The sequence below is a fragment of the Mycobacterium zoologicum genome (assembly GCF_020181635.2).
Classification (GTDB): Bacteria; Actinomycetota; Actinomycetes; order Mycobacteriales; family Mycobacteriaceae; genus Mycobacterium; species Mycobacterium zoologicum.
Window position 1 is genome coordinate 1 of the sequence record NZ_JAYJJS010000024.1, and the last position, 13,553, is coordinate 13,553.

Here is a 13,553-nt window from a genome sequence, read left to right on the forward strand (position 1 = left end):
GGCGTCGTTTCCGCCGGATCTGATCGGCCGATGCTTCGATCAGGGCCACTGTGACGCAGTGTGGTGCTCGGACATCACCTATCTGACCTGCGGCGAAGGCGACATGTACTTGTGGGCGATCCGTGACGAGCATTCTCGGCGGGCACTGGGCTGGAACACCGATGACCACATGCTCACCGAGCTGGTCACCAGTGCCGTCGATCCGGCGGCGCTCGTGGGGTCATCCTGCACAGCGATCGCGGGACCCAGTACACCGCCCACGATATGGCCACCGCGTGCGGCAACCACGGACTGCGCCGCTCGATGGGGGCTACCGGGGTCTGCTGGGACAACGCCGGCGCCGAATCGCAAATCAACGAAGGCATTCAGCAATCGGTATGCGCTCACCTATCGACTACGAGCGCACGCTGACCGCCATCACGGAAGCAAGTTAACCGTGTCCACCTTTTCGGGGGAACCCCAATCTTGCCCTCGGCGGTGGGGATTGCCGGTGGAAAGGTCTGGGTAGCGCCGTTGATGTTAATCTGCCCTCATGCGCTTTGCCGTGGCTATTGTGTCACCTCAGAATTTCGAGCACAGCAAGGCATTTGACGAAGTCGCAGAGGGTTTGCACCATGCGCTTTTGGCGCTTGGTCATGAGTCGGTGCTGACCAATCGTCTCGATCTCGACGATCGCCGGAGCATCGTACTCGGCGGAAACGTCCTCGTGCGGCATGGCTTGAAGCCACCCAAGAATCCTATCTTCTACAACCTGGAGCAATTGGGCGAGGACTTGCCTTCGGCGACGCTGCCAGCATTCTTCGACCTGTTCCGGCGCTACCCGACTTGGGACTACAGCCAGGCCAATATCGACTACCTGGCTGCGTTGGGATTGCCCCGGCCCATCCACGTTCCGATCGGATACGTCCCAGAGCTGACCCGGATCACCCCGGCGCCCGAGGACATCGACGTTCTTTTCTACGGCGCTCCCTACGAGCGCCGCTACGCCGTGCTTAAGGACCTGCACAACCGCGGTCTTCGCGTAAAATGGCTGTCCAACGTTTACGGTACGGCCCGCGATGCGTGGATCGCGCGTTCGAAGATCGTGTTGAACATGCACTATTGGGACGCGAAGATATTCGAGATCGCGCGGGTGTCCTATCTGCTGGCCAACAAGCGCGCGGTGGTCTCCGAGCGGGGTGATGATCCGGCTTTGGAGCACGAGTTGGAGTCCGGTGTGGCGTTCGCCGACTACGAGGATTTGGTTGATCGCTGCGTGGAGCTGCTCGGTGACGAGGACGCACGGCGCGAACTCGCCGTGCGTGGCTACCAACTGTTCTCCGCTCGCGATCAGGTCGCGATTGTCGGGCGCGCACTGGCAGCAAGCCCAGAACAGCTCCCCCATGAAACCGCTGCGGCAGATCCCTCATTCCTCGAGGTGCCTATGGAGGGCGGAGACCGCGGTGCCGATCAGCCGCTCCGCGAGCGCGAACTGTTCAGGCACAAGTTCGCACCCGACCGTTATCGGTGGCTGGCCGAAGTTGAACGTGATCCCGAAGATGCCCGGTCGGTTTTTTTCCTTGCCGAGACCTGCTTTCAGTTGGAGGATTTCATCGCCGCGCGCAGGTGGTATGCGCGGCGCATCGAGTTGGGCGGCGATGAGGAGGAGGAGATCTACTGGGCAATGTATCGGCTAGCCGCGACGATGCAGAAACTCGACGAGCCGTGGCACGCTGTGGAAGACGCCTACCTACGCGCCTGGGCTTTCCGACCAACCCGCGCTGAGGCATTACATGCCATCGCCGCTGAGTACCGCCAGGCGCGGCGGTACGGGCTTGGCTACGTGTTCGCCAAGCGTGCTGCCGCAATCTGCTTCCCCGACGAAGACCTCTTCGTCCTCGGATACTTTGCCGAGATTTACGCATGGCGTGCGGTTGATGAGCAGGCGGTGTGTGCGTCCTGGATCGGTCGGCATATCGAGGCGTTTGCCCTGGGACGGCAATTACTGGCCCGCGCCGACCTCCCCGATTCCGATCGGCAACGGATCGCAGCCAACCGTGATTTTTCGGTGCCGACCATGATCGAGGTGGCCTCCCCCTATTCCGAAACCTTGGTGCAGTCCCTGACCGCAACCCCCAGGCACAGCGAGGTCACCGTCAGCCTGATCGCCGGACCGGACCTGCAGACCACCGAGCAGACATTGAACTCATTTCTGAACTGCTGCCTCGATGTATCACGCATCGGGCATTTCCTGGTGCTTGATACTGGCCTATCCCCCGCCGACCGCGCACAGCTGCGCAAACGCTACGGTTTCCTGAAGTTCGCCCGGGGCAGGTCCGGTGGTGGACCGGGAGCCCAGCTCGCACAGCTGCACGCGCAGATCAGGGGACGGTTCTGGCTACACCTGGGCCAAGGCTGGCGGTTCTTCGCCCCCGAGAACTACCTCACCCGCCTGACCGCAGTGCTCGACGCCGACCCCCGGGTCTTCCAGGTCGGCATCAACCTCAACGACGCAACCGCACTCACCGGCGCCAGCGCAGCCGAAGAGGCGATTCATCGCGCCGCTGACACCGGCCGCTACATCCTGACCAACGTCATGGCCCGCGGCCCAGCCATGTACGACACCGCACGCTTAGGCCGGGCCCTCCGCGTCAAAAACACCAACCTCGATCCGGCCACCGGCCCACGCACCGCCAGCCTCGACGAAGTCCTGTGCATCGCAGACCCACAAACCTAGACACGTCACGCCCTATTCAGCGCAGCCCGTCGATAAAGGCGCGCGTCGCGTCCCAACTGGGCAGCAGACCGGCCTCACGTACCTCGGCCAGCGTCGGCGCGGCGGCATCGCGTTCGGCGAGCAGCCGCTCGCCGGCCGGCAGCGGCCACTCGATACCCAGCGCCGGGTCGTCGGCGTTGATGGTGTGCTCGCGCTGCGCGTCGTAACCCGCCGAGCACAGGTACATCACCGTCGAGTTGTCTTGCAGTGCAAGGAAACCGTGTCCCAGCCCTTCGGAGAGGTATATCGAGCGGCGGTTTTCGCCTTCCAGCAGCACCGCATCCCATTGACCGAAGGTCGGTGAGCCGACCCGGATGTCGACCACGACGTCCCACACCGCTCCGGAGACGCAGGTGACGTATTTCGCCTGGCTGGGCGGGAGCTCGGCGAAGTGCAGCCCGCGCAGCACTCCGGCCGCCGACACCGAGCAGTTGGCCTGATGCAGATCGAAGTGGTGGCCGGCGAATCCGGTGAACGCGCGATCGGTGAACCACTCGAAGAACACGCCGCGCGAATCGGCGTGCTGTTTGGGAGTGAGCTCCCACGCACCGGGTACGGCCAGTTCACGGACCTGCATCTCACTGCCCTCGCTCTTCGTATCCACGCTCGACGGCGTCTTTCAATGGTGCCCACCAGGATTCGTTGTTCTCATACCATTCGATGGTTGCGCGCAGGCCGGACTCGAAATCGGTGTGCTGCGGCCGCCAGCCCAGCTCGTCGCGCAGCACCGTCGGGTCGATGGCGTACCGCAGATCGTGGCCCGCACGGTCGGTCACGTGGTCGAAATCATCGGCCTCACGACCCATCAGGCGCAGAATGTCTTGCAGCACGGTGATATTGCTGCGTTCCCCGTCCGCGCCGATCAGGTACGTGCGGCCGAGCTGGCCGTCTTCCAGGATCCGCCAGACGGCGGCGTTGTGGTCGTCGACGTGGATCCAGTCACGCACGTTGGCACCGCTCCCATAGAGCTTCGGCCGGCGACCGGTGAGCACATTGGTGATCTGGCGGGGAATGAACTTCTCCACGTGCTGGTAGGGGCCGTAGTTGTTCGAGCAGTTCGAAATCGTCGCCGCCACACCGTAGGAACGCGTCCACGCCCGCACCAGCATGTCGGAGGCGGCCTTGGTCGACGAGTACGGGCTCGACGGGTTGTAGGGGGTGGCTTCGGTGAAGCGCTGCGCGCCGTCGAGCGGCAGGTCGCCATAGACCTCGTCGGTGGAGACGTGGTGCAGCCGCACGCCGTGCCGGCGCACCGCCTCCAGGATCGTGAACGTCCCGACCACGTTGGAGTGCAGAAACGGCTCGGGGTCGCTCAACGCGTTGTCGACATGGCTTTCGGCGGCGAAGTGCACCACCGCATCCGATTCCGCGACCAGGGACCCGACCACCGCCGCGTCGGCGATGTCACCCTCCACCAACCGGATGTCGTCGGCGACAGCGGCCAGCGATTCGCGGGTGGCGGCGTAGGTCAGCGCGTCCAGCACCGTCACCGCCACCTCGGGGTGCTGGGAAAGGGTGCTGTGCACGAAATTCGCACCGATGAACCCCGCGCCGCCGGTGACCAGAAGCCTCATGACGAGGAATCATAATCATAGCCGCGCTGCGCGCAGTTCCCCGAAAGCCATTCAGCACCGGCTGCGCTCACGCGCAACCGGTGCTGAACCGGACAACTGGTGAGTTACTGCTGCTGGCAGAGCCCGTCCAGCACGTCGATCTCACCGCGCAGCTGGTCGCGCAGCGGCTGCTGAACGGCGTCGTCCGGCGCGTGTCCTGCCAGGTAGTTGATGCTCAGCGACTCCAGCGTGTTGGCCATGTCGCGAGCCGCCGTAGTCAGATCGTCCGGCGCGGCCGGGTTGGCCTCCAGACTCTGGTACAGGTACGCACCACCGGCGAACAGCGACAGACGAGCGTTGGTGCCCACCGCCAGATCGCCGGCCAGGTCACCCGGAACCGGGTTCTGCAGGTTGGTGTTGAACTGCGTCCCCTGCCGCACGACGGCCTGGGCCTCGCAGACCTTGCCCTTGGCTTCGGCGCGCTGGCCGTCCGAGAACTTCTCACCGCTCGACGGGTAGAACCACCCGAAGACACCCACCACGATGCCGATCACGGCCAGCGCCAAAGCGGCGATCGTCGGCAGCGACGAACCCTGCGACGGAGCGGACGATTTCGGAAACCCCGCGCCCTTAGACTTGCTGGTGGGCTTGGGGACCTTGGCCGTGGGAGCAGATTCGCTGGCAGGAGTCTCAGACATTGCGCGATCGTAACGGTCGAAATCCCAATAGTCACGCAGAACAGGCAACCGGTGCGTTGGCGGTACCCTCATGGGCGATGTTGAGCACCGACCTACCGACCACTGCGCGTCGCCTCACCGGCTGGGGCCGCACCTCGCCGAGCGTGGCGCAGGTGCTGTCGACCCCCGATATAGAGGTCATCGCCAAAGCGGTGGCCCGCGCCGCCGACGGCGGGTCCCAAAAAAATCGGGGCGTGATCGCCCGCGGCCTCGGTCGCTCCTACGGCGACAACGCCCAAAACGGTGGCGGCCTGGTCATCGACATGACGGCGCTGAACCGGATCCACTCGATCTCCGACGGAGTCGTCGACCTCGACGGGGGCGTCAGCCTGGACCAGCTGATGAAGGCCGCGTTGCCGTTCGGCCTGTGGGTGCCGGTGCTGCCGGGCACCCGCCAGGTCACCATCGGCGGGGCCATCGCCTGCGACATCCACGGCAAGAACCATCACAGCGAGGGCAGCTTCGGCAACCACGTGCTCTCGATGGAGTTGCTGACCGCCGACGGCTCGGTACGCCACCTCGAGCCCGAGGGTGAGGGGTCCGAACTGTTCTGGGCGACGGTCGGGGGCAACGGCCTGACCGGGATCATCCTGCGCGCGACCATCGCGATGACGGCGACCGAGACCGCGTACTTCATCAACGACGGCGACAACACCGCCACGCTCGATGAGACCATCGCCTTCCACAGTGACGGCTCCGAGGCTGAGTACACCTACTCGTCGGCGTGGTTCGATGCGATCAGTGCGCCGCCGAAGCTGGGCCGGGCCACCATCACCCGCGGGCGGCTGGCGCTGCGCGACGAGCTGCCCAAGAAGCTGGCGCGTGATCCGCTGAAATTCGATGCGCCGCAATTGATGACGGTGCCCGACGTCTTCCCCAACGGGCTGATGAACAAGCTGAGTCTGAGCGCCATCGGTGAGCTGTACTACCGTCGCGGCGGCCACTACCGCGGCAAGATTCAGAACCTGACGCAGTTCTATCACCCGCTGGACCTGCTCGGTGAGTGGAACCGCGGCTACGGCCCGGCCGGCTTCGCGCAGTACCAGTTCCTGGTGCCCACCGAGGCGGTCGAGGAGTTCAAGAGCATCATCATCGACATCCAGGCCAGCGGCCACTACTCGGCGCTGAACGTGTTCAAGCTGTTCGGGCCGGGAAACCAAGCGCCGCTGAGCTTCCCGATGCCCGGCTGGAACGTCTGCCTGGACTTCCCGATGAAGCCCGGTGTCAACGAACTGCTCAACGACCTGGACCGCCGGGTGCTGGAGTTCGGCGGCCGGCTCTACACCGCCAAGGACTCCCGCACCACCGCGGAGAACTTCCACGCCATGTACCCGCGCATCAACGAATGGATCGCGGTGCGGCGCAAGGTCGATCCCGACGGGATCTTCGCCTCCGATATGGCCCGACGTTTGGAGCTGCTCTAGATGGTGTTCGACGCAACCGGCAACCCCCAGTCCGTTCTGGTGCTGGGAGGAACCTCCGAGATCGGCCTGGCGATCTGCGCGCGCTACCTGCGCAACGCCTCCGCCCGGGTGATCCTGGCCTGCCTGCCGGGTGACCCCGGCCGCGACGGCGCGGTGGCCGCGATGCAGGCCGCCGGCGCGAAGTCGGTGCGGATCGTCGACTTCGACGCCCTGGACACCGCGTCGCATCCGGCGGTGATCGACGCCGCGTTCAGCGAGGGCGATATAGACGTGGCCATCGTTGCCTTCGGCATGGACGCCGACGCCGAGGAGCTCTGGCACAACCAGGCCAAGGCCGTGCAGGTCGCCGGGATCAACTACACCGCCGCGGTGTCGGTGGGCGTGCTGCTGGCCAACAAGATGGGCGCCCAGGGCTTCGGGCAGATCATCGCGATGAGCTCGGTGGCCGGCGAGCGGGTGCGGCGCACCAACTTCGTCTACGGCTCCACCAAAGCCGGACTCGACGGGTTCTACCTCGGCCTGGGCGAGGCGCTGCGCGAAGACGGGGTGCGGGTGCTGGTGATCCGGCCCGGCCAGGTGCGCACCCGATTCTCCGAGCACGTCAAGGAAGCGCCGCTGACCGTGGATAAAGAGGACGTCGCCGAACTGGCGGTGGCCGCCGCCGGTAAGGGCAAGGAGATCGTCTGGGCGCCCGGGGCGTTCCGCTACGTGATGATGGTGCTGCGGCACGTCCCGCGGGCGATCTTCCGCCGGCTGCCGATCTGATCTGGAATCATTGCTTCATCACTGATACGACGGGCAGCGACGACGCCGGCGAGCTGATTCACACCAGTACGCCGAGCCTCGCCGAACTGAGCGAACGGATCAGTCGCCACATCAAACCTGGAACCGAACCGCTGCTCGACGTCGCCGAGTTCTACCAGACCCGGCCGTAGCGGCAACATCAACATCGACACCGTCAACCCCGGGCATCAGCCCGGCCGGTAACCTCTGTGACGATGATGCGCAACGCGCTGACCACAGTCGGCCAGATGGTGCTCGCGGGCGGCATCGCCGTCGTCGTCGCCGTCGTCGCCTTGGTGGCCATCGCCCGGGTGCAGTGGCCGGCGTATCCGTCGTCGAACCAACTGCATGCGCTGACCACCGTCGGGCAGGTGGGCTGCGTAGCCGGGCTGATCGTGGCCGCGGCCCTGTGGCGGCGCGGCCGGCAAGCACTGGCCTGGCTGGCCGCGATCGTGTTCACCACCGCCTTCAGCGTGGTGACTCTGGCGATGCCGCTGGGCGCCACCAAGCTGTACCTGTTCGGCATCTCGGTGGATCAGCAGTTCCGCACCGAATACCTCACCCGCCTGGCCGACAGCCCGCAGCTGCACGACATGACCTACCTGGGGCTGCCGCCCTACTACCCGCCCGGCTGGTTCTGGTTGGGTGGACGCGCCGCGGACTGGCTCGGGATACCGGCCTGGGAGATCTACAAACCGTGGGCCATCACCTCGATGGCGGTGGCCGTCGCGGTCGCAATGGTGTTGTGGAACAAGATGATCCGCTTCGAGTACGCGCTGGCCGTCACCCTGGCCGGCGCGGCGGTGACGCTGGCCCACAGCTCACCGGAGCCCTACGCGGCGATCATCACCGTGCTGCTGCCGCCGGTGCTGGTGCTGGCCTGGTCGGGCCTGGGTGCGACCGGCCGGGGCTGGGCTGCGGTCGTGGGCACCGGCGTCTTCCTGGGCTTCGCCGCCACCTTCTACACCCTGCTGGTGGCCTACGGTGCGTTCACCGTGACGCTGATGGCGCTGCTGCTGGCGGTCATCGGGCGGCGGGTGGGCCCGCTGCTGCGGCTGCTGGTCAGCGGGGTGATCGCCGCGGTGATCGCATCGATCACCTGGACGCCGTACCTGCTCCAGGCGCTGCACCGCCCGCTGGGCGAGACCCGCGGTGCCTTCCACTACCTGCCCGGCGCCGGGGCCGAACTGAGCTTCCCGATGCTGCAGTTCACCCTGCTCGGGGCGTTGTGCCTGCTGGGCACGGCATGGCTGGTGGTGCGGGCCCGGAACTCCACCCGGGCGGCCGCGCTGGCCACCGGCGTCGGGGCGATCTACCTGTGGTCGCTGCTGTCCATGCTGGCCACCCTGGCCCAGACCACCCTGCTCAGTTTCCGGCTGCAGCCGACGCTGACGGTGCTGCTGGCCACCGCCGGGGTGTTCGGCTTCATCGAGGGCGCCCAAGCGCTGGGCCGCGCCGCCCAGGGCTGGCACCGGATCGTCTACCCGACGGCCACCGCGGTGGGCCTGATCGGCGCGGTGGCGTTCAGCCAGGACATCCCCGAGCAGCTGCGACCCGACATCACCGTCGCCTACACCGACACCGATGGGCACGGCGACCGCGGCGACCGGCGGGCGCCGAGTGCGGCCAAGTACTACGAGGCCATTGATGCAGCAGTCGCGGCGGCCACCGGCAAGCCCCGCAACCAGACCGTGGTGCTCACCGCCGACTACAGCTTCCTGTCCTACTACCCCTACTGGGGCTTTCAGGGCCTGACGCCGCACTACGCCAACCCGCTGGCCCAGTTCTCGGCGCGCGCCGCGGCCATCGAGTCCTGGTCCAAGCTGGAGACGTCCGAGCAGTTCACCCACGCACTCGACGCCCTGCCATGGCCGGCGCCGACGGTGTTCCTGATGCGCCACGGCTCCGGGGACACCTACACGCTGCGGCTGGCCCGCGACGTCTACCCCAACCAGCCCAACGTGCGGCGCTACACCGTGGAGCTGGACTCCGCGCTGTTCGACGGTTTCACGGTGGAAAAGATCGGGCCGTTCGTCCTCGCCATCCGCACCTGACGGCCAGCTGTCCACGGACCAGCATCACTTCGTGTCAGAATGCATGACATAATGGCTGACAAAAGGAAGACAGGCAGACATTATGGGAGCTAACGCGCTCGCCTCGACGGTGTCGAGTGCGATCGAACACCTGGGATTAACCTACGAGGAAGTCGGCGACATCGTCGATGCATCAGCGCGCTCGGTGGCGCGCTGGACGTCGGGTCAAGTCGTCCCGCAACGCCTCAACAAGCAACGACTGATCGAACTGGCCTACGTGGCAGACGCGCTGACTGAGGTCCTTCCCCGCGACCAGGCCAACGTGTGGATGTTCTCGCCGAACCGACTACTCGCGCACAGCAAGCCCGCCGACCTGGTACGCGATGGTGAGTATCAGCGCGTCTTAGCCCTCATCGACGCCATGGCCGAAGGAATCTTCGTGTGAGCGGTTCCGTGCGCGCCGACGAAATCATTGCCGAACGTCAGGTGATCCAACTGTCCCCCGATGCGGCCGAGGCGTTCGAAGCCGCGCTCGCCCTCCCGGCACAGGTCAACGAGAATCTGCGCAGGTCACTGCAACGGTCCGCCACGTTCACCTGGCTGGATTGACCCGGCGTGCGGTTCCACCGGCCGAGCCTGTTGGCCACGTGCTCGCAGTCGCGGTCCAGATCAACACCACCGCGGCCTGCCGCGCCGTCGTCGTCAACGCACTCGACGCCGACGCCTCGCGGTGGTGGCAGCGCTTCGGATTCACCCCGCTGAACCCCGATAACGACACCGATCTCGACCTGTACCTCCTGACCGGCGACATCCAGCGCACCATCGAAGAGCTGGACGAGATCCCCGACCGCTGACGTCTGCCACGGCACTGTCGAGCACACCGATAGCATCTAGGCCCGTGACCGATACGCGCTCCGACTACCGGATCGCCCGGACCGTCGCCGTCGTCGCCGGCGTACTGGGCGCACTGCTGGCGATCCTCACCCCGCTGCTGCCGGTCAAGCAGACCACCGCGGAGCTGAACTGGCCGCAGAACGGCGTCATGGCCAGCGTGCAAGCGCCGCTGATCGGTTACGTCGCCACCGACCTCGACATCAGCGTGCCGTGCCAGGCCGCCGCCGGGCTCACCCCGGGCCGCAGCGTGCTGCTGTCCACGGTGCCCAAGCAGGCGCCCAAGGCCGTCGACCGCGGACTGCTGATCGAGCGCGTCAACGACGACCTGGTCCTGGTGGTGCGCAACGTGCCGGTGGTGGTGGCGCCGCTGACGCAGGTGCTCGGCCCGAACTGCCAGAAGCTGACATTCACCGCACACGCCGACCAGGTCACCGCCGAATTCGTCGGCCTCAAATACGGGCCCCACGCCGAACACCCCGGCTCCGCGCTCAAAGGAACCCGCAACGGGTACGACTTCCGGCCGCAGATCGTCGGGGTCTACACCGACCTGGCCGGGCCGGCGCCGGCCGGACTGGACTTCACCGCCACCGTCGACACCCGGTTCTCCAGCGCGCCCACCCCGCTGAAGCTGGCCGCGATGATCCTCGGGGTCGCGCTGACGATCATCGCGCTGATCGCCCTGCACATCCTCGACACCGCCGACGGCAGCCGCCACCGGCGCTTCCTGCCCGCCCGCTGGTGGTCGATGTCGCCACTGGACGCCTTGGTAACGCTGGTGCTGGTCTGGTGGCACTTCGTGGGCGCCAACACCTCCGACGACGGCTACATCCTCACCATGGCCCGGGTCTCGGAGAACGCCGGCTACATGGCCAACTTCTACCGCTGGTTCGGCACCCCGGAGGCGCCGTTCGGCTGGTACTACGACCTGCTGGCGGTGTGGTCGCACGTGTCCACCTCCAGCATCTGGATGCGCCTGCCCACCCTGGGGATGGCGCTGGCCTGCTGGTGGCTGATCAGCCGCGAGGTGATACCGCGACTGGGCCACGCCGTGAAGAAGAGCCGCGCGGCGGCCTGGACCGCGGCCGGCATGTTCCTGGCGTTCTGGCTGCCGCTGAACAACGGGCTGCGCCCAGAGCCGATCATTGCGCTGGGCATCCTGGCGACCTGGTGCTCGGTGGAACGAGCGGTGGCGACCAGCCGGCTGCTGCCCCTGGCGATCGCCTGCATCATCGGCGCGATGACGCTGTTCTCCGGGCCGACGGGCATCGCCTCGATCGGCGCGCTGCTGGTGGCGATCGGGCCGCTGCGCACGATCCTGCACCGGCGGTGGAAGCAGTTCGGGCTGGCGCCGCTGCTGGCGCCGCTGGCCGCCGCGATCAGCATCACCGCGATCGTCATCTTCCGGGACCAGACCCTGGCCGGTGAGATCGAGGCCAGCACACTGAAATCCGCGGTCGGGCCCAGCCTGGCCTGGTTCGAGGAGCACGTCCGCTACGAGCGGCTGTTCCTGGCCACGCCCGACGGCTCGGTGGCGCGCCGCTTCCCGGTGCTGGCGCTGGGGGTGGCGCTGGCCGTTTCGGTGGCGATGGCGTTGCGCAAGGGCCGGATTCCGGGCACCGCGGCCGGGCCGAGCCGGCGCATCATCGGGATCACCATCATCTCGTTCATGGCGATGATGTTCACCCCCACCAAGTGGACGCACCACTTCGGTGTGTTCGCCGGGCTCGCCGGTTCCCTGGGCGCGCTGGCCGCCGTTGCGGTCGGCGCCGCGGCGATGCATTCGCGGCGCAACCGGACGCTCTTCACCGCGCTGGTGCTGTTCATCACCGCGCTGTCGTTCGCCAGCGTCAACGGCTGGTGGTACGTCTCCAACTTCGGGGTGCCGTGGTCCAATGCATTCCCCAAGTGGCACTTGGCCTTTGCCACCGTGGGCGTGGGGCTGACGGTGTGCGCGCTGCTGGCCGCGGCCTGGTTCCATTTCGTCAACGGCGAGGACCGGCCGCCGCGCTGGCCGGGGCTGTCCGGGTATCCGCTGGCGATCGCCTCCTGGGTGCTGATCCTGTTCGAGGTGGTCTCACTGACCGCGTCGATGATCGGCCAGTACCCGGCGTGGACAGTCGGGCGCTCCAACCTGGCCGCCGTCAGCGGCAAGACGTGCGGGCTGGCCGATGACGTGCTGGTCGAGCAGGACCCCAACGCCGGCCTTTTGGCGCCGGTGGACGAGCCGGCGGATGAGGCGTTGGGTGCGTTGTTCTCAGTGGGCTTCTCCCCCAACGGGATTCCCTCCGACGTCTCCGCCGACCAGTTGATCGGCCCGCCCGGGCTGGGCCGACTGGCCGACGACGACGCGCAGATCGCCAGTGGTGAGGCCGGTACCGAGGGCGGTACGACGGCGCGTGAGGGCATCAACGGCTCGCGGGCCCGGCTGCCCTACAAGCTCGACCCCGCCCGGGTTCCGGTGCTGGGCAGCTGGCGGCCCGGGATGCAGGTGCCGGCGCTGCTGCGTTCGGCCTGGTACCGGCTGCCCGCCGACCGGGCCAACGCGGGGCCGCTGCTGGTGGTGGCCGCCGCGGGACGGTTCGACCGCGGCGAGGTCACCGCGCAGTGGGCCACCGACGCCGGGGCCGCGGCTGATAAGCCCGGCGGTTCAGCGAGCCTCGACGAAGGAGAGGCGAAGCTGGGACCGCCGCAGAATTCCAGCGGGACCGTCGATTTCGGTGACATCGGGGCGGTGCCGGCCTGGCGCAACCTGCGAACGCCGATGTCGTCGATCCCAGCCGAGGCCACCGTAGTCCGGCTGGTGGTCCGCGACGACGACCTGGCCCCGCAGCACTGGATCGCCGTCACCCCGCCGCGGGTGCCGCAGTTGCGCAGCCTGCAGGACGTGGTGGGCTCGTCGGACCCGGTACTGCTGGACTGGCTGGTGGGCCTGGCGTTCCCGTGCCAGCGGCCGTTCGGCCACCGCAACGGGGTGACCGAGGTGCCCAAGTGGCGGATTCTGCCGGACCGCTACGGCGCCGAGGCCAACTCGCCGGTGATGGACAACAACGGCGGCGGCCCGCTGGGGATCACCGAGTTGCTGGTGCATGCGACCACCGTGCCGAGCTATCTCAACCACGACTGGTTCCGCGATTGGGGCGCCCTGCAGCAGTTGACGCCCTACTACCCGTCGGCGACGGTCGCGGAGCTGGATCTGGGGACGACGGTCCGGTCCGGGCTGTGGAGCCCCGCGCCGCTCCGGCACTGAGGTCCTGCCCCCTCTCTTTGGCGCGAGCGTGCACAAGCGTCCGGTATCTCCGCAGGAGAGGGTAAACATTTGTGCACGCTCGGCGGGGATGACGGCACCCCCCGGTACGGGGTTCCCCGCAAGACCG

The 13,553-nt window shown here is 67.1% G+C and carries 11 protein-coding genes; 8 read left to right on the plus strand and 3 right to left on the minus strand.

What is annotated here, in order from left to right; all coding sequences use genetic code 11:
- Positions 1–532 precede the first annotated feature (532 nt).
- Complete coding sequence (locus tag K6T84_RS17715) at positions 533–2,716, plus strand: hypothetical protein (protein ID WP_225400921.1); 2,184 nt, start codon at positions 533–535, stop codon at positions 2,714–2,716.
- A 16-nt stretch (positions 2,717–2,732) separates the two neighbouring features.
- On the opposite strand, the gene rfbC is transcribed toward K6T84_RS17715, so the two are convergent.
- From rfbC to K6T84_RS17730, 3 genes are all read right to left on the minus strand, one after another.
- On the minus strand, positions 2,733–3,332 hold the full coding sequence (gene rfbC / locus K6T84_RS17720; protein ID WP_225402078.1) for a dTDP-4-dehydrorhamnose 3,5-epimerase: 600 nt from the start codon (positions 3,330–3,332) through the stop codon (positions 2,733–2,735).
- Position 3,333: 1 nt separating this feature from the next.
- Positions 3,334–4,329, minus strand: coding sequence for a dTDP-glucose 4,6-dehydratase (gene rfbB, locus K6T84_RS17725; protein WP_225400922.1), 996 nt, complete (start codon positions 4,327–4,329; stop codon positions 3,334–3,336).
- A 104-nt stretch (positions 4,330–4,433) separates the two neighbouring features.
- Positions 4,434–5,006, minus strand: coding sequence for a hypothetical protein (locus K6T84_RS17730; protein WP_225397717.1), 573 nt, complete (start codon positions 5,004–5,006; stop codon positions 4,434–4,436).
- 77 nt (positions 5,007–5,083) lie between these two features.
- Here K6T84_RS17730 and dprE1 point away from each other — a divergent pair, with 77 nt between their 5' ends.
- The 7 genes from dprE1 to K6T84_RS17765 all read left to right on the plus strand — a co-directional run bounded on the left by dprE1 (position 5,084) and on the right by K6T84_RS17765 (position 13,426).
- Complete coding sequence (dprE1, locus tag K6T84_RS17735; RefSeq protein WP_225400923.1) at positions 5,084–6,469, plus strand: decaprenylphosphoryl-beta-D-ribose oxidase; 1,386 nt, start codon at positions 5,084–5,086, stop codon at positions 6,467–6,469.
- On the plus strand, positions 6,470–7,234 hold the full coding sequence (dprE2, locus tag K6T84_RS17740) for a decaprenylphospho-beta-D-erythro-pentofuranosid-2-ulose 2-reductase (RefSeq protein WP_225400924.1): 765 nt from the start codon (positions 6,470–6,472) through the stop codon (positions 7,232–7,234).
- 236 nt (positions 7,235–7,470) lie between these two features.
- The gene (locus K6T84_RS17745) at positions 7,471–9,306 is read left to right on the plus strand and encodes a galactan 5-O-arabinofuranosyltransferase (protein ID WP_225402079.1); all 1,836 of its coding nucleotides are present in this window, start codon (positions 7,471–7,473) and stop codon (positions 9,304–9,306) included.
- An 82-nt stretch (positions 9,307–9,388) separates the two neighbouring features.
- Positions 9,389–9,730: an antitoxin Xre/MbcA/ParS toxin-binding domain-containing protein gene (locus K6T84_RS17750; RefSeq protein WP_225397722.1), complete on the plus strand. Its 342-nt coding sequence runs from the start codon at positions 9,389–9,391 to the stop codon at positions 9,728–9,730.
- Positions 9,727–9,894 (plus strand): type II toxin -antitoxin system TacA 1-like antitoxin, encoded by a 168-nt coding sequence (locus tag K6T84_RS17755; protein WP_225400925.1) that lies wholly within the window; start codon positions 9,727–9,729, stop codon positions 9,892–9,894. The genes K6T84_RS17750 and K6T84_RS17755 overlap by 4 nt, the downstream gene beginning before the upstream one ends.
- A gap of 38 nt (positions 9,895–9,932) precedes the next feature.
- The gene (locus K6T84_RS17760; RefSeq protein ID WP_225400926.1) at positions 9,933–10,139 is read left to right on the plus strand and encodes a hypothetical protein; all 207 of its coding nucleotides are present in this window, start codon (positions 9,933–9,935) and stop codon (positions 10,137–10,139) included.
- A 14-nt stretch (positions 10,140–10,153) separates the two neighbouring features.
- Positions 10,154–13,426, plus strand: a complete 3,273-nt coding sequence (locus tag K6T84_RS17765; RefSeq protein ID WP_225402080.1) for an arabinosyltransferase domain-containing protein — start codon at positions 10,154–10,156, stop codon at positions 13,424–13,426.
- Positions 13,427–13,553: the final 127 nt, after the last annotated feature.

Excerpts from the sequence above, each read along its gene's own strand:
- K6T84_RS17715 (WP_225400921.1), top strand. The coding sequence starts at position 533 with ATGCGCTTTGCCGTGGCTATTGTGTCACCTCAGAATTTCGAGCACAGC.
- rfbC (WP_225402078.1), bottom strand. The coding sequence starts at position 3,332 with ATGCAGGTCCGTGAACTGGCCGTACCCGGTGCGTGGGAGCTCACTCCC.
- rfbB (WP_225400922.1), bottom strand. The coding sequence starts at position 4,329 with ATGAGGCTTCTGGTCACCGGCGGCGCGGGGTTCATCGGTGCGAATTTC.
- K6T84_RS17730 (WP_225397717.1), bottom strand. The coding sequence starts at position 5,006 with ATGTCTGAGACTCCTGCCAGCGAATCTGCTCCCACGGCCAAGGTCCCC.
- dprE1 (WP_225400923.1), top strand. The coding sequence starts at position 5,084 with ATGTTGAGCACCGACCTACCGACCACTGCGCGTCGCCTCACCGGCTGG.
- dprE2 (WP_225400924.1), top strand. The coding sequence starts at position 6,470 with ATGGTGTTCGACGCAACCGGCAACCCCCAGTCCGTTCTGGTGCTGGGA.
- K6T84_RS17745 (WP_225402079.1), top strand. The coding sequence starts at position 7,471 with ATGCGCAACGCGCTGACCACAGTCGGCCAGATGGTGCTCGCGGGCGGC.
- K6T84_RS17750 (WP_225397722.1), top strand. The coding sequence starts at position 9,389 with ATGGGAGCTAACGCGCTCGCCTCGACGGTGTCGAGTGCGATCGAACAC.